Consider the following 16921-nt stretch of genomic DNA (forward strand, 5'->3'; position numbering starts at 1 on the left):
ATTACTAAATTTCAATGAAAAAAACCTTAATTATAAAATTTATAAAAGATACATTTAAACTTTTTGTAATGATTTCTCTTACATTGGGTTTAATTGTTTGGGTTATTCAGGCGGTAAATTTTCTTGATTTTGTTACTGAGGATGGTCACGGGTTTAAAGTTTATTTTTTGTATACTTTTTTTAATTTTCCAAAAATAATACACAGGATATTACCTTTTGTTTTTTTTATCTCACTTTTTTATCAAATAATTAAATATGAAATGAATAATGAATTATTAATACTTTGGACTAATGGGATAAAAAAGTTTCAATTTATTAATATTGTTATTCTATACTCTCTGGCAATTCTTGTTTTTCAAATCCTTTTAGGTTCTTATATATCTCCTAAAGCTCAAAATGAAAGTCGTTCTTATATTCGAAGTTCAAATGTAGATTTTTTTCCTTCACTTATTAAAGAAGGTAAATTTATAGATACATTAGCAGGTGTAACTATATTTATAGATTCTAAAGATGAATTAGGAAATTACAAAAATATATATCTTAAAGATACATCGATTAAAAATGGTCTAGAAGATTCATACCAAGTAATTTATGCTAAAAGTGGTTATTTAACCAATGAGAATAGTGAAAAAATTTTTGTCTTTAACAATGGAGAGATTATTAATAAGGAAAATAATAAAATAACCCATTTTACATTTGATAAAATAAATTATAATTTAGAAAAATATCAATCAAAAAGTTCCGGATACCAAAAATTACAGGAAGTTCCTATTAAAGATTTATATAATTGCCTCTATTTAAATTCTAAAAATGAAATAAATAAATTTAAAGCAGAATATCTACAGTGTAAACAAGAAACAATGAACGATATACAGCAAGAATTTTTAAAGAGGACTTATAAACCAATTTACTTACCATTGATTGCTTTGATGTGTGGATTAATAATAATAAGGTCTAAGGAAAACAATAATTACAATAAATTTAATTTTTTTTTATTTTTGCTTATATTTTTTATTTTAATAATATCTGAAATATCACTTCGCTTTTCAACTGGCAGCCAAGTTGGTTTATTATTTTTTACTCTTTTTCCTTTATTGCTATTTTCAGCTTTATACACCGCTTTAATAATCAAAAAAAATCTATGATAAAACTATATCAAATTTATTTAATAAAACTTTTTCTAAAAAAAATACTTTATATAACGGGAATATTCTTTTCATTAGTTTTAATTTTAAGTGTCTTTGATGAAATTAGTTATTTTAAGGATCACAATGTTAGTGCTTTTTTTCCATTCTTAATGACCATTCTTAATGCACCGACAGCTTTATTTGAAATTTTTCCTTTCATTTTTTTAATATCTACTCAATTTTTTTTTATAGAGCTAATCAATAAAAAAGAATTGGAAACATTTAAGTCAAGTGGGTTAAGCAATATAAAAATCTTAAAAGTATTATTTTTAACATCACTAACTTTAGGGATTTTTATAATTTTAATTTTTTATCATTTTTCATCTAAGTTTCAGTTTATGTATTTTCAACTAAAAAATAACCATTCCAATGATAACAAGTATTTAGCTGCTGTTACTGAAAATGGATTATGGATAAAAGATGAGTTGAATAATAAAAAAATTATTATAAACGCAGACAAGCTAGAAAAAAATCACTTAAAAAATGTTTCAATATCAGAATTTAATGAAAATTTTAAATTAATACAGGTTATTGAGTCAAAAAAAGTTGACATTACAAACACTAACTGGATAATTTATAAACCAGTTGTGTCCAAAAACAATTTAACTGAAACTAATGATCAAAATATGTTTTTTTTAACCCATTTTAATCAAGATAAAATAAATAGCATGTTTAGAAACTTAACATCATTAAACTTTTTTGAACTAAAGAAATTAATGAAGGATTATAATTTATTGGGCTACTCAACTTCAGAAATAAAAATTCATCTTCATAGACTTTTTTCTACACCCGTTTATGTTGCCATCATGTCAATTGTTTCTGCCATAATTATGTTGAATATAAAAAAAAACAAGCCCATGATCTTTCATGTAGCTTCTGGTATTTTACTTTCTGTTTTAATTTATTATTTAAGCTACATGTTTACTTTGTTGGGTCAAAATGAAATAGTTCCACTTTTAGCTTCTATATGGTTGCCTCTTCTTATGTTTACAGGTTTTATTTTAATTGGATTAGTAAGAATAAATGAAAAATAAGAACTTATTTACTTTTTTTATAGTACTTTTCTTTTTTATATTTTCTAAAAATTTGTCTGCTGATGAATTAATATTTGAATCTAGCGAAATTAATATATCAAATAATGGAAATATTATAGAGGCCACTGATGGAACAGCAACTTCAGCAGATAAAAAAATCCTGATAAATGCTAATAAATTTTATTATAATAAAAAGAAGGGTACATTGAATGCTTTTAATAATGTTGAAGTGAATGATCTAGAAAACAACATTAAAATTAATTCAGAAAATATTTCTTACAATCTGAATGATAGAACAATAAGCTCAAGGAGCAATACCATTATATCCGACGATGTCGGTAATATTTTTACAGTAGAAAATTTTGTTTATAATTTAAATAATGAGCTTATTAAAGTAATCAATGCTAAAATTAAGGATTATGAAAATAATAACTACCAAATTAATAAAGCAATTATAGATTTAGTATCTAATAAAATTATAGGAAAAGATGTAAACATTGACTTTGATAATAAATCGTTTCAAAAAGATAATGAGCCAAGGCTAAATGGTAAATCAATAAAAAGTGATGGGAGTGAAAGCGTAATTACTAATGGTGTTTTTACAACATGTAAAGAAACTGACTCTTGTCCACCTTGGCATTTAACTGCTAAAGAAATTAAACATGATAAAGAAAAAAAAATTATATATTATAAAGATGCATGGCTTAAAATTTATGACACACCTGTTGTATATTTTCCCAAATTTTTTCATCCTGATCCATCAGTAAAAAGGCAATCTGGGTTTTTAATGCCTTCATTTCAAGGTTCATCAAGTATAGGAGGTTCATTTAATACACCCTACTTTCATGTTCTAGCAACGAATAAGGATGCAACTATTAAACCTAGATTTTTTTCAGATAATAAACTTTTATTACAAACAGAGTATAGAGAAATAAACAAAGACTCTTCAGGTATTTTTGATTTTAGCTTTCTAAATGAAAAAAATGAAAATCACAAAGCTCATTTATTTGCTAATTTTAAAAATGAAATAAATTTTCTAGGTTTTGATGAGAGTAGCTTAAATTTAAATTTTCAAAGATCCTCTAATGATGAATATTTAAAAACATATAAAATGAAATCTCCCTTAATTACAAATGAAAATTTAATGCATTCATACTTAGAGATCGATTCTTACAACGATGATTTGTCTCTAAATACAAGTATTGAGGTATATGAAGATAAGTCCAAACGGGACAATGATAAATATGAATTTGTTTATCCAAATTATAACCTTATAAAAGATTTTAATGATATTGATAATGATGGAAAATTTTCTTTGAATTCGTATGGTTTTATCAAAAAATATGACACTAATATTGAGGAAAAAATTTTAATAAATGATTTTTCATATAACTCTTATCTAAAAAAATTACCTGGTGGCTTTACAACTAATTACACTTATTTACTTAAAAATAGTAACTCTGACTCTGATCAATCTTCCAGCTATAAAGAGGGTATGGATAATAAGCTTGATGGTATTATTAATTATAAAGCAACACTCCCCTTACTTAAAAAAAGTCAAAATTATATGAGCTCATTAAGTCCAACAGCATCATTCAGATATAGTCCAAATAATTCCAAAAACATGAAAAATAGTGATGTTAGAATTGACACAAATAATATTTTTTCATTAAATAGACTTGGCTCATCTACATCAGTTGAGGGTGGTTCATCAATAACATATGGAATTCAATACTCAAAAACTGATAAAACAGATAACGACATAATTTCTGCATCAATAGCAAATATATTTAGACCCAATCCTGATAAAAACTTACCTATTAAAGGAGATTTAGATGATAAAAACTCAGATATAGTGGGCTTGATTAATTTCAATCCTAACCAGTACCTAGATATGAGCTACGATTTTTCATTAGATAATAATTTATCGGATACAAATTATGAAATGATCAAATCTGAAATTAAGATTAATAATTTTGTATCAACCTTTGAATATCTCAATGAAAATAATTTAGTTAATAATACAAATCAAAGTTATCTTTTAAATACATCTAAAATTAGCAATGAAGATGACTCTAAAAGTTTGAGCTTTAGCACCAGGGAAAATAAAACCACTAATGTTACTGAATTTTATAATTTACTATATCAATATAGAAATGACTGTTTAATAGCGGGACTAGAGTATAATAAAGAATACTATACTGATGGTGCTTTGAGGCCAGAAGAAAGTATATTTTTTAAATTAACAATAGTGCCTTTTGGTCAAACTTCTAGTCCAGACATAATGAAATGAAAATAAACAAAAGTATATTTTATCTGTTATTAGTTTTTTTCGTAAATTTTAACGCACTATCAAAAGAAAATGTTCATATTGTTTATGAAATAGGGGGAGAAATAATAACTAATGTTGATATTAAAAATGAAAAAAACTACCTTTTTATTATAAATCCTCAGCTTAAGAGTCTTAATGAAGCTCAATTAAAAGAGATATCAAAGCAATCAATTATAAAAGAAAAAATAAAAAAAAAAGAAATTATTAAATACTTTAAACTAGATCAAACTGATCTCTATTTAAATGAATTAATCAATAACTTGTATTTAAAATTAGGGTTTCAGAATGAGGAAAGTTTTAAGCAATATCTAAGTACATTTGATTTAAATCTTAATAATATTAAAAAAAAATTTGAAGTGGAAACTTTTTGGAATAGGTTAATTTTTGAGAAATATAAAAATCAAATAAATATTAATGAGGGTTTCATAACAAGTAAAATGAATATCGAAAAAAAAAAAAGAGTAAAAAACAATATAAATTATTGGAAATAGTGATTAAAAATAAAAATAATATAAACATAGATAATGAGATAGAAAAAATAAAAAAAAGTATAGAAGAAGTTGGCTTTAAAAATACTGCTAGTCTTTACAGTATAAGTGACAGCTCTAAATTGGGTGGAGATATTGGGTGGATAAACGAGTCTAGTCTTTCTACTAAAATTTTAAAAGAATTAAACAATATTAAAATTGGTGATTATGTTGAGCCAATAAATATTGGAAAAAATTATTTGGTATTAAAGATCGAAAATATTAAATCCAAAATAATAGAAGTCGATAAAAAGAAAAAAATTGAAGAAATAATTCAATTTGAAAAGAATAGACAATTAGAGCAATTTTCAAATATATATTTTAACCAAATAAAAATTAACACTAATATAAATGAATTCTAAACCGATTATTATTGTTGCAGGTGAACCTAATAGTGTTTTTTTAGAAATTTTTTTTAAAAGTATTCTTACTCATCGTTACAAAAGCCCTTTGATTATTATTGCTTCAAAAAAATTATTAGAACAGCAAATGAAAAAGTTAGGATTTTTTTTTGAAATTAATACTATTAATAAAAGTTTTAAAGAATTTAATTTATTAGATAATAAAAAGATTAACTTAATTGACATAGAGTATAAATTTAATAGTTGTTTTGAAAAAATTTCTAGTAAATCTAATAATTATATAAAAAATTCTTTTGAACTTGCTTTAAAATTTATTAAGCAAAATAAATTATCTAAATTTATTAATGGACCAATCTCCAAGAAATCTTTTTTAAATGGAAAAACTTTAGGTATTACTGAATATTTAGCAAAAAAAACTAACCAAACTAATAAAGTTGTAATGCTTATATTTAACGAAAAATTGTCTGTCAGTCCCCTTACTACACACTTGGCTTTAAAGGATGTGCACAAAAAAATTTCAAAACAAAAAATATATCAACACGTTAAGCTTATAACTAAATTTTATAAAAAAAAATTTAATAAAAAACCTAAGATAGCAATAACTGGTTTAAACCCACACTGTGAAAGCAACTTTAAGAACAGCGAAGAAGAGGCAATTATCATGCCTGCTATCAAACAATTGAAATTGAAAAAATTTAAAGTTAATGGACCATTTCCAGCAGATACTATATTTAATAAACTACATTTAAAAAATTATGATGTGGTTATTGGAATGTATCATGATCAAGTATTATCTCCTATGAAGGCTTTATTTAATTTTGATGCTATAAATATTACCCTAGGATTACCTTTTATTCGTGTCTCTCCTGATCATGGACCTAATGCCTCAATGTTAGGAAAAAACCTTTCTGACCCTAAAAGTTTGATTAATGCTTTAAAATTTTTAGACAATTAGATGTATATTAAAGCTAAAAAAAGTCTTGGTCAAAATTTTCTTATAGATAGAGAGGTACTTGAGCAAATTGTATCAACTTGCGATATCGCTAATAAAGAAATTCTTGAAATTGGCCCAGGTACCGGAAACCTAACAACATATCTTTTAAAAAAGAACCCAAAAAAACTTTATGTTGTCGAGAAAGATGATGAATTAGCAATACTATTAAAAGAAAAATTTGATACAGAGATTGAAATTATTAACGATGATATTTTAAAGATAAATGAGGAAAGTATTTCAGAGCAGAAACTGACAGTATTTGGAAATTTGCCTTACAATATTTCAACAGAAATTTTATCAAAATGGATCTTTAGTATTAGCAAAAATTTTTGGTTTGAAAATCTGGTTTTAATGTTTCAGAAAGAAGTAGCAGACAGAATTATTGCTGAGTTTAATAATTCAAAATATGGCCGTTTATCAATTTTAACAAACTGGAAACTAAATGTTAAAAAAATTATAGATATAAAGCCTCAAAGTTTTTCACCAAGACCTAAAATAGATAGTTCATTGTTATTATTCACTCCTAAAGAAAATTTTTTCAAATTAAAAAATCCTAAAAACCTTGAAATGATTACTCGAGTTTTTTTTAGTCAAAGAAGAAAGATGTTAAAAAAACCTTTCAATCAAACTTTTATAAATGCGAAAGAAGTGGCTGAAAAATTTGAAATTGATCTTAATCTAAGACCTCAAAATTTAGAGCCTGAAATGTATTTTAAACTTACAAAAGAATATGAAGATCTAAGAGGTTAAATTGTCAACGTGTTTTCTAATGTATTCTTTATCATAATCTTTTGAGCCATTATCAATTTCAGCTTCAATTAAATTACTAATTTTAGAATAACACTCTTCCAGGTTATCGTTTATTATTACATAATCGTAATTAATCCAGTGCAGTACATCTCTACTAAATTCTTTCATTCTTTCTTCTACAATTAATTTATCCTTCATATCTCGATTGGATAATCTTTCAAATAAGACTTTTTTGCTAGGTGGTAGAATAAAAAAAGTAATTAATTTATAATTTAGTTTTTTATTTTTGATTTGGTCAGCTCCCTGCCAGTCAATATCAAATATTACATTCTCACTTTTTTCTAGCTTTTCAATAACAGGTGTTCTTGTGGTTCCGTAAAGATGATTAAACACTTTTGCATACTCTAGAAATTCTTCGTTTGTAATTAAATTTTCAAATTTTTCTTGATTAATAAAATAATAATCTTTATCTGCAATTTCGCTTGGTCTTGGTTCTCTCGTAGTATGGGATACGGATATATGGAAACCTTTATTTTTGGATATTAAATTTACTAGTGTAGTTTTACCTGCCCCAGATGGGGATGATAAAATTACCATTATCCCATCTTTTTTTTTGGACATTTAAATTTTTAGTTAGCTTTGCCTTCAATAAATTTAACGGCATCACCTACAGTTAGAATTTTTTCAGCTTCGCTATCTGAAATTTCTGAACCAAATTCTTCTTCGAAAGCCATTACTAATTCAACTGTGTCTAAGCTGTCTGCTCCAAGATCATCTATAAAACTTGAATCGTCTTGAACTTTAGCTTCGTCTATACCTAAGTGGTCTGCTACAATTTTTTTAACTTTGCTTGAAATATCTTCTGACATAATGTTCCTTTTTGTTATATTTCGTTATTAGTTTAAAAAGGAATTTTGTCAACCCAAATACATGCCCCCATTAACATGTATAGTTTCTCCATTTATATAATCAGATTGGTCTGAGCTTAAAAATACTACCACATTTGCAATATCTTCTGGCTTGCCTAGTTTATTAGATGGAATTTTGGCGATTATGGCTTCTTTATACTTTTCATCAATTTGATCTGTCATTGCAGTACTTATAAAACCAGGTGATATACAATTTACGTTAATATTTTTTTTAGCATACTCAATTGCTAGACTTTTTGACATTGCAACAATTCCTGCTTTAGAGGCAGTATAGTTTGCTTGTCCTACGTTTCCAGTATGACCTACAACAGAAGTGATGTTTACAATTTTTCCTGATTTATTTTTAAGCATCTTTTTAATTGAATATTTACACATTAAAAAAGTAGAAGTTAAATTTATATCTATTACTTTAGTCCACTCCTCCAAGCTCATTCTAATTGTTAGATTATCTTTTGTAATCCCAGCATTATTAATCATGCCATAAAGCGAGCCACCTAATTTTTCTGTAGCTTCATTTATGAATTCCTCAATTTTTTCATGTTGAAAAATATCAAATTTAAGAATTGTGATATTATTAAACTTTGCTTTTAATTCTTCTAATTTTTCAAGTCTAGTTCCGGTAGCCAAAACATTTGCACCTTGTTCGTAAAGTTTTTCAACTATAGAATTACCAATTCCACCTGAGGCTCCTGTGACTATAATATTTTTACCTTTTAAACTACTCATTTATATTTATTAACTTTATATCTTCTTCGGTATTTATTGCACTAACTTTAACATTTTTATCAATTCTTTTTACTAAACCTGATAAAACTTTACCTGGTCCTATTTCTATAAATTGAGTGACTCCTTCTTTAATCATTAACATAACACTTTGTCGCCATCTAACTCTGCTTTCAATTTGCTTAACCAGTAAATCTTTTAACTCATTAGAATTTGATATTTCTTTTCCCGTTACATTTGAAATTAAAATATTTGATGGTTCTTTAAAGTTTAGCTTTGCCACTTCTTCACTCATTACTAGAGTTGCTTTGTTCATCAGTTTACAATGAAATGGTGCGCTAACTGGTAACTTTATATTTTTGATATTTACAGCTTTTAAATTCACCATCATCTTTTCTAGATCTTCTATTTTTCCACTTAATACTATTTGCCCCAAAGAATTATCATTTGCAACGTAGCACTCGTATTTATCTTTATTTTCATTAATAATATTTTCTACTATTTCAATTTTAGAGCCCAAAACAGCTACCATTCCACCTACTCCTTCTGGCACTGAGCTTTGCATGGCTTTTCCTCTAATTTTCAATATCTTTAAAGTGTCTGAGAACGATAATGCCCCAGCTGAAGTTAAGGCTGAATACTCGCCCAGTGAATGTCCTGCAAAAAAATTTGCTTTATTTAAATCTATCTTAAATTCTTCCTTGATAAGTTTAAATATTGAATAGCTAATTAAAAATATTGCTGGCTGGGTATTTTCTGTTAAATCCAATTCTTCTTTTGGACCATTTAAGACAAGTTTTGATAGACTAAATCCAAGTATGTCATCTGCTTCTTTGAATAAATCTTGAATTAGACTATGTTTATCATACAAGTCTTTACCCATTCCTACTAATTGTGAGCCTTGGCCTGGAAAAATAACAGAAAACATTTAAATATCTAAAGGTTATTATGGTTTTAAGTGTTGTAATTTAATAATTATAATAGTATATCCTCATTTTTTATTAAAGAACAATTATGAATTTATACGAACACACTATTGTAGCAAGACAAGACACCAGCCCAGCCCAGGTCAAGGCTTTATCTGAGAAATACATAAAAATTGTAGAAAAAAATGATGGTAAAATAGTACAAACTGAAGATTGGGGTTTGTTAAACCTTGCTTATGCTATCAAAAAAAATAAAAAAGGTATTTACATGCACTTTAAAATTGAAGGTGCTGGAAAAATTATTGAAGAATTAGAAAAAAATGAAGCAATAGATAAAAATCTTCTAAGATATATGACAGTTAGAGTTAAAAAATTTAATTTAGAAGCAAAATATTTTTCGAAAAAAGATGAATACGAAAAAAAAGAATATAAGAAAAATTATAATAGAAATTAATTATGCCTTCAAAAAAAAGAGCAGGAAATAAAAAAAAAAGTAGTCAAAGTAATTTTGCAAAACTAAGTATTTTTCAACCTAATAAATATAAGTTCAAAAAATCTTGTCCATTATCTGCAAAAGGTGCCCCAGAAGTTGACTATAAAAATATTAGATTATTAAAAAAATATATGTCTGAAAATGGCAAAATTTTGCCTTCAAGAATTACAAATGTTTCACAAAAAAAGCAACGAGAGCTGTCTCTGTCAATCAAGAGAGCTAGAAACTTAGCGTTAATCTAGATGAAAGTTATACTTTTAGAAAATTTAAGAAGAATTGGATCTATTGGTGAAATCATAGATGTTAAAAGAGGATTCGCGAGAAATTTTTTAATTTCTAACAAAAAAGCACTTTATGCTTCAAAAGAAAATATAGCCGAAGTTGAAAAAATAAAATCTGAACTAGGAAAAAAAGATGCTGAGAAAAAGAAAGATGCTCAAAAAATCTCAGAAAAAATTGATGGTAAAGAATATGAAATTAAAAAACTAAGCACTGAAAATAAAGAACTATATGGTTCCGTTAAACCGACTGAACTTTCAAAACTATTATTAGAAAAAGATAAACTAGATATCAAGCCTTCAATGATACAACCAATAGCTGAAATTAAATCACTTGGTAAATTTAAAGTTAAAATCATACTACACTCTGAAGTAGACTCTGAAATTACTATTAATGTAGTTACAGCAGATACTATTCAGTAATTATACAATTTTTTCCCCAGCATATATTTATTATTTTTTTAGATCTTTTTTCAGATAATATTTGTGAATGGAAAATAACTTGAGCATAGTCAAAGACACATTTAAAGAACTTCCAAACAATATTGAAGCAGAGCAAGCAGTGATTGGATCAATCTTAGTTCAAAATGAAACGTTTGATGAAATAAATACAATCGTTTCTAGTGTTAACTTTTATGACCCTATGCATCAAAGTATTTTTTCAGCAATTGAAAGCCTAATTTACAAAGGGATGCTTGCAAACCCCATAACTTTAAAAAATTATTTTGAAAATGAAAAAGATGAATTAAATGTTCCTGAGTATTTAGTAAAAGTTACAAAATTTTCTACACCTCCAAGACAAGCAATAGAGTATTCAAGAATTATTTATGATATGTTTGTTAGAAGAGAGTTGATTAAGATATCTGAAAATACCATTGATGCTGCAAAACTAAATGCACTTGACGTTAATGGTCAAAATATAATTGAAAATTCAGAAAGATTATTATTTGATCTTGCTGAAAAAGGCTCTTTCAATTCATCCCTTGTTAAATTTGATGAAGCGATGAAACAAACAATTGAGATGGCTTCAGCTGCTTATCAAAATGATGAAGGCATTGTGGGTGTGCCAACAGGCCTAAGAGATTTAGATGATAGATTAGGCGGACTTCATAATTCTGATTTAATTATTATTGCAGGTCGTCCTTCAATGGGTAAAACTGCTTTAGCAACAAATATAGCTTTTAATGCTGCTCAAAAATTACAAGAAAAAGGAAAAAAATCTGCAGTTGCCTTCTTTTCACTTGAGATGTCTTCTGAACAATTATCAACCAGAATTTTAGCAGAACAATCTAGAATTAAATCAAATGACATTAGAAGAGGAAGAATTTCTGATGAGCAGTTTGATAAATTTATTGAAACATCGAAAAACATATCTGAACTTCCATTATATATAGATGAAACGCCAGCTATCAGTATTGCTGCTATGAGTAACAGAGCAAGACGTATTAAAAGATTATTTGGTTTAGATTTGATTGTTGTAGATTACATTCAATTGATGAGAGGATCAGGAAATAATAGAGACGGTAGAGTTCAAGAAATTTCTGAAATTACTCAAGGCCTTAAAGCAATGGCAAAAGAACTTAAACTTCCAGTGATTGCTCTATCACAGTTATCAAGAGCAGTAGAACAAAGAGATGATCACAAACCTCAGTTATCAGACCTAAGAGAATCTGGATCAATTGAACAAGATGCTGATGTTGTAATGTTTGTTTACAGAGAGGCCTATTACTTAGAAAGAAAAGAACCTAGGCCTGCAACTGTTGAGCATGCTGAATGGCAAGCAAAAATGAATGAAGTATCACATTTAGCAGAGCTTATTATTGGTAAACAAAGACACGGCCCAACTGGTAATGTTATGGTTGAATTTGAAAAAGAGTTTACTAAATTTAAAGATACTCAAATTAACTAATATCCAATATATAATAGTATTAAATGCTATTTCATTTATATCAAAATACTGTTCTAAAAAATCCTAAATCAATTTTTGTACTACTATTAATTACCCTTTTAAGTTTTGGTTATTTTTCTAAAGATTTTAGGCTAGATGCCTCATCTGATACTCTATTAATTGAAGGTGATCCTGATCTTGAATATTTAAAAGAAGTCACTGAAAGATATGGCTCTAAAGAATTTTTAGTCTTAACCTATTCACCTAATGAAGAAATGGTATCTGAATCTTCTATTAATAATCTTTTAAGTTTAAAATACAAAATCCAAAGTCTAAATTGGGTTCATAGTGTTATTACACTACTCGATATCCCTTTATTAAATAATTCAGAAGCACCTCTTCAAGAAAGATTAGAAAGTTTTAAAACCTTAAAAGATGAGGGTGTCGATACTGAAAGAGGATTTAAAGAAATATTAAATAGTCCAGTTTTTAGAAATTTTGTAATAAGTGAAGATGGTAAAACAAGTGGCATAATTGTTTATATAAAGAAAGACAAACTAAAAGATATTGAAAATAAATCAGTTCAAGAAATTGAAGAATATAAGGATACTTTAAAAAAGAAAAATCACGAAAATATCACTCAGATAAGAGAGATCATTAAAAGCTATGAAGATGTTGGAAAAATATACCTTGGAGGTATTCCAATGATCACTGATGATATGATGTCATTTATTAAAAGTGATATCATTGTTTTTGGTCTAGGAGTTCTTTTATTTATTATCGCTACTCTATGGTTTATATTTAGAAAACTAATTTGGATTATTGTTCCAATTAGCAGTTGCTTTTTTTCAGTTTTAATTATGACAGGTCTACTTGGCCTTTTAGGTTGGAAGGTTACCGTTATATCCTCAAACTTTATTGCTTTAATGTTAATTCTAACTATGGCAATGAATATTCATATGAGTACCCGGTTTCTACAATTAAGAGAAGATTTTCCAAATTTAGATAATTCAAAAATTATTACAATGACAACTAGCAAGATGTTTTGGCCGATCATTTATACAGTTCTTACAACTATATGTGCTTTTCTATCTTTAGTATTTAGTGGTATTAAACCTATTATTGATTTTGGATGGATGATGACTTTAGGATTAATAACTTCTTTTATAATTACATTTACTTTACTCCCTACTCTATTGAGTTTTATGTCCAACAATAAAGTGAGTATTAAAGAAGATAAAGATTCTAAAATTACTTCTTTTTTTGGTAAAATTTCTATTAATAATAAAGGTACAATTTTTTTAGTAACAGGTTTAGTTGTTGGATTAAGTATAGTTGGAATAAGTAAACTTGAAGTTGAAAACAGTTTTATAAATTATTTTAATAAAAATACTGAAATCTACAAAGGTATGAAGATTATTGATGAAAAGTTAGGTGGTACCACACCTTTAGAAGTTATTCTAAAATTTCCAAAGAAAGTTACTGAAGAATCTAACGAGGATGATGAGTTTGAAAACTGGGATGATGAGGGCGGTAAAGATGATGATAAATACTGGTTTACAAAGGATAAAATCGAAAAAATTCAAAATGTTCATAATTATTTAGATAATCTTCCCGCAGTCGGAAAAGTTTTGTCATTTAGCTCAATTGTTGAGGTTGCTACACAGTTAAATAATAATAAACCTCTTGGAACTTTAGAAATGGGTGTTCTTTATTCAAAAATTCCAGAAAGTATTAAAAAAGATATTATAGATCCTTATATATCCATAAAAGATAATGAAGCTAGGATAAGTCTTAGAATTATTGACTCACAGAATGGCTTAAGAAGAAATGATTTAATAAACCAAATAAATTACGACCTTGAAAATAAACTGAATCTTAACAAAGAAGAGTTTAAACTAGCTGGTGTTTTAATTTTGTTTAATAATCTACTCCAAAGTCTTTTTAAGTCTCAAATACTTACATTGGGTTTAGTTATGGTTGGAATCTTTGCAATGTTTATGATTTTATTTAGAAATTTTAAACTATCTCTTATTGGTGTTGTTCCTAATTTTATTGCTGCTTTCTTTATTTTAGGAATTATTGGTCTGCTTGGAATACCGCTTGATATGATGACTATTACTATTGCTGCAATTACTATCGGAATAGCAGTAGATAATAGCATTCACTATATTTATAGATTTAAAGAAGAGTTTTTAAAAAATAAAGACTATAATAAAACATTAAAAGTTTGTCACTCAACAGTGGGCGTTGCAATACTAAATACTTCAATAACTATTGTCTTTGGTTTTTCAATACTTGTTTTTTCTAAATTTATACCAACAATTTACTTTGGTGTGTTTACTGGTTTAGCAATGTTGCTTGCCATGATTTCAGTATTAACTTTACTGCCCTCTCTTATTTTAATAAGTAAACCATTCGGAAAATAAAGTCATTATGCTTGAGGCTTTAAGAGATTTTTATCAAGCAGTTTCTTTAATAGACCTAATATTTCTAATCATTACAATTTTTTCAGTCATCAAGTGTTACAGTAAAGGTTTTGTTTTAAGTTTATTGTCAGCTTCAAAGTGGTTGTTGGCTTATGTTGTAACTTTAATTCTTTTTCCAAAAGCTAAGCCTTATTTTAAAAACATAATTGATAGTGAATATGTCTTGGATATTGCACTCGGCATAACTATTTTTGTTTTAGTGATCTTTATTATTCTGATTGCAAATAAAGCTATTAGTAAGACGGTAAAATTTGTCGGACTAGGAAGACTCGATTCTATATTTGGGTTATTTTTTGGTTTTATTAGAAGTTATGTAATTTGTATTTGTTTATTTTCAGCCATAGATATTGTGTATAATTATAATAAATGGCCAATTAATACTGATAAATCATACACCTTTCCATACGTAGAAAAAGGTAGTAATTATTTGTTAAAAGAGTTTCCAAATGAAAAAAACTATCAAGATTCTAAAGAAAAAATTGAAGAACTATAATCCAAAACTTAAAGAAGAATGCGGTGTATTTGGTATAAGCAATAGTGATGATGCTGCTGCTCTAACTGCCTTGGGTCTTCATGCGCTTCAACACAGAGGTCAAGAAGGTTGTGGAATAGTATCATTTGATGGAAAAAAATATTATTCAGAAAAAAGATTTGGTTTGGTTGGAGATAACTTTAACAAAGAAAAAGTATTAAAAAATTTACTTGGGAAATATGCAATAGGCCACAACAGATACAGCACAACAGGTGAAAATACCTTAAGAAATATCCAACCTTTCTTTGCGGATACTAATGCAGGTGGTATTGGGGTCGCACATAATGGAAATTTAACTAATTCTGTTACACTTAGAAATAAGTTAGTTGAAGATGGTGCAATTTTTTACACAACATCAGATACCGAAACAATTGTTCAATTAATTGCAAAATCAAAAAGAAACAAAACAGTTGATAAGGTTATTGATGCAATATTTCAAATTCAAGGTGGCTACGCACTGGTTATGCTTACACAAAGTACGTTAATAGGTGTTAGGGATCCATATGGAATACGGCCTTTAATTATTGGTAAAATAAAAGACAGTTATGTATTGGCATCTGAAACATGCGCACTAGATATTATAGGAGCTAAGTACGTAAGAGATGTAGAGAACGGCGAAATTGTTTTGATTGAAAATAATGAGTTAAAAAGTTTTAAACCCTTCCCTGCAAGAAAAGTTAGGCCTTGTGTTTTTGAATATATTTACTTTGCAAGACCAGATAGTTTATTAGATGGAAAATCGGCTTATGAGCATAGAAAAAACTTTGGAATAGAACTTGCTAAAGAAAATAAAATTGATGCAGATATAGTAGTTCCTGTACCAGACTCAGGAAATGCTGCAGCACTTGGATTTGCTCAACACTTAGGAATTAATTTTGAATTAGGTTTAATTAGAAATCATTATGTTGGAAGAACTTTTATAGAACCCAGTCAAAAGATTAGAAGCTTGGGTGTCAAATTAAAATTAAACGCTAATCAATCTACAATTAAAGATAAAAGAATTATTTTGATAGATGACTCACTTGTCAGAGGAACAACTTCACATAAAATTGTTAAAATGCTTTACGACGCTGGTGCAAAAGAGGTTCATGTTAAAATTGCTTGTCCAGAAATTAGATATCCAGACTTTTATGGAGTGGATACACCAACTAAAAAAGAGCTTCTTGCGGCAAACAAAACAAATGAAGAAATTTGTGAATATATAGGTGCTAAATCTTTGAATTTTTTATCTCTTGAGGGTTTGTATAGAGCAATAGGATTTGAAAAACGTAATGACACATATCCTCAATTAACAGATCATTATTTTACAGGTGAATACCCTGTTAAACCTATAGACGAGCTGGGTGATGATAAAATTACTCAATTATCATTGCTAAGTACTGCTTCGAATAACTAAATTAACCATCATATAATTCTCATAAAGAAAGTCTGAACATAAAGACTTTAAAATGAACATTAAACCCTTATATATAAATTA

Annotated in this window: 18 protein-coding genes; 14 read left to right on the plus strand and 4 right to left on the minus strand. The window is 27.1% G+C overall.

Translation table 11 applies throughout. The annotated features are described in order from the left end of the window. Nucleotides 1-14: 14 nt before the first annotated feature. Genes ABXT55_RS04865 through rsmA form a run of 7 tightly spaced genes read left to right on the plus strand, consistent with a single transcriptional unit; the run spans nt 15 to nt 7186 of the window. Nucleotides 15-1145, plus strand: coding sequence for an LptF/LptG family permease (locus ABXT55_RS04865; RefSeq protein WP_415284187.1), 1131 nt, complete (start codon nt 15-17; stop codon nt 1143-1145). After that, on the plus strand, nt 1142-2221 hold the full coding sequence (locus ABXT55_RS04870) for an LptF/LptG family permease (RefSeq protein ID WP_415284188.1): 1080 nt from the start codon (nt 1142-1144) through the stop codon (nt 2219-2221). The genes ABXT55_RS04865 and ABXT55_RS04870 overlap by 4 nt, the downstream gene beginning before the upstream one ends. Next, nucleotides 2211-4514: an LPS-assembly protein LptD gene (locus tag ABXT55_RS04875; RefSeq protein WP_415284189.1), complete on the plus strand. Its 2304-nt coding sequence runs from the start codon at nt 2211-2213 to the stop codon at nt 4512-4514. Before ABXT55_RS04870 ends, ABXT55_RS04875 begins: the two co-directional genes overlap by 11 nt. Continuing rightward, nucleotides 4511-5044, plus strand: a complete 534-nt coding sequence (locus tag ABXT55_RS04880) for a hypothetical protein (RefSeq protein ID WP_415284191.1) — start codon at nt 4511-4513, stop codon at nt 5042-5044. The genes ABXT55_RS04875 and ABXT55_RS04880 overlap by 4 nt, the downstream gene beginning before the upstream one ends. Continuing rightward, nucleotides 5044-5442 carry a peptidylprolyl isomerase gene (locus tag ABXT55_RS04885; protein ID WP_415284192.1) on the plus strand — a complete coding sequence of 133 codons (399 nt, stop codon included), beginning with the start codon at nt 5044-5046 and terminating at the stop codon, nt 5440-5442. Before ABXT55_RS04880 ends, ABXT55_RS04885 begins: the two co-directional genes overlap by 1 nt. After that, on the plus strand, nt 5432-6397 hold the full coding sequence (locus tag ABXT55_RS04890; protein ID WP_415284193.1) for a 4-hydroxythreonine-4-phosphate dehydrogenase PdxA: 966 nt from the start codon (nt 5432-5434) through the stop codon (nt 6395-6397). The genes ABXT55_RS04885 and ABXT55_RS04890 overlap by 11 nt, the downstream gene beginning before the upstream one ends. Beyond that, complete coding sequence (gene rsmA / locus ABXT55_RS04895; protein ID WP_415284194.1) at nt 6398-7186, plus strand: 16S rRNA (adenine(1518)-N(6)/adenine(1519)-N(6))-dimethyltransferase RsmA; 789 nt, start codon at nt 6398-6400, stop codon at nt 7184-7186. Here the strand turns inward: rsmA and gmk are convergent. Genes gmk through fabD form a run of 4 tightly spaced genes read right to left on the minus strand, consistent with a single transcriptional unit; the run spans nt 7175 to nt 9766 of the window. Then, nucleotides 7175-7807, minus strand: a complete 633-nt coding sequence (gene gmk / locus ABXT55_RS04900; RefSeq protein ID WP_415284195.1) for a guanylate kinase — start codon at nt 7805-7807, stop codon at nt 7175-7177. The genes rsmA and gmk overlap by 12 nt on opposite strands. 8 nt (nt 7808-7815) lie before the next feature. Continuing rightward, the gene (locus tag ABXT55_RS04905; RefSeq protein ID WP_415284196.1) at nt 7816-8055 is read right to left on the minus strand and encodes an acyl carrier protein; all 240 of its coding nucleotides are present in this window, start codon (nt 8053-8055) and stop codon (nt 7816-7818) included. Between the two features lie 48 nt (nt 8056-8103). Further along, nucleotides 8104-8841 (minus strand): SDR family oxidoreductase, encoded by a 738-nt coding sequence (locus ABXT55_RS04910; protein ID WP_415284197.1) that lies wholly within the window; start codon nt 8839-8841, stop codon nt 8104-8106. Continuing rightward, nucleotides 8834-9766, minus strand: a complete 933-nt coding sequence (gene fabD / locus ABXT55_RS04915; protein WP_415284198.1) for an ACP S-malonyltransferase — start codon at nt 9764-9766, stop codon at nt 8834-8836. The genes ABXT55_RS04910 and fabD overlap by 8 nt, the downstream gene beginning before the upstream one ends. Nucleotides 9767-9852: 86 nt before the next feature. Here fabD and rpsF point away from each other — a divergent pair, with 86 nt between their 5' ends. The 7 genes from rpsF to purF all read left to right on the plus strand — a co-directional run bounded on the left by rpsF (nt 9853) and on the right by purF (nt 16840). Continuing rightward, nucleotides 9853-10218, plus strand: coding sequence for a 30S ribosomal protein S6 (rpsF, locus tag ABXT55_RS04920; RefSeq protein ID WP_415284199.1), 366 nt, complete (start codon nt 9853-9855; stop codon nt 10216-10218). Nucleotides 10219-10220: 2 nt separating this feature from the next. Continuing rightward, nucleotides 10221-10499 (plus strand): 30S ribosomal protein S18, encoded by a 279-nt coding sequence (rpsR, locus tag ABXT55_RS04925; RefSeq protein ID WP_415284200.1) that lies wholly within the window; start codon nt 10221-10223, stop codon nt 10497-10499. Continuing rightward, the gene (rplI, locus tag ABXT55_RS04930; RefSeq protein WP_415284201.1) at nt 10500-10958 is read left to right on the plus strand and encodes a 50S ribosomal protein L9; all 459 of its coding nucleotides are present in this window, start codon (nt 10500-10502) and stop codon (nt 10956-10958) included. It begins immediately after the preceding gene. A 67-nt stretch (nt 10959-11025) separates the two neighbouring features. After that, the gene (locus tag ABXT55_RS04935) at nt 11026-12444 is read left to right on the plus strand and encodes a replicative DNA helicase (protein WP_415284202.1); all 1419 of its coding nucleotides are present in this window, start codon (nt 11026-11028) and stop codon (nt 12442-12444) included. 23 nt (nt 12445-12467) lie between these two features. Continuing rightward, on the plus strand, nt 12468-14852 hold the full coding sequence (locus tag ABXT55_RS04940) for an efflux RND transporter permease subunit (protein ID WP_415284204.1): 2385 nt from the start codon (nt 12468-12470) through the stop codon (nt 14850-14852). Nucleotides 14853-14859: 7 nt separating this feature from the next. Next, nucleotides 14860-15405, plus strand: a complete 546-nt coding sequence (locus ABXT55_RS04945; protein ID WP_415284205.1) for a CvpA family protein — start codon at nt 14860-14862, stop codon at nt 15403-15405. Further along, nucleotides 15359-16840, plus strand: a complete 1482-nt coding sequence (gene purF / locus ABXT55_RS04950) for an amidophosphoribosyltransferase (RefSeq protein ID WP_415284207.1) — start codon at nt 15359-15361, stop codon at nt 16838-16840. The genes ABXT55_RS04945 and purF overlap by 47 nt, the downstream gene beginning before the upstream one ends. Nucleotides 16841-16921 lie beyond the last annotated feature (81 nt).

The sequence above is a fragment of the Candidatus Pelagibacter sp. Uisw_130 genome, assembly GCF_047722505.1.
In the GTDB taxonomy this organism is placed as follows: Bacteria; Pseudomonadota; Alphaproteobacteria; order Pelagibacterales; family Pelagibacteraceae; genus Pelagibacter.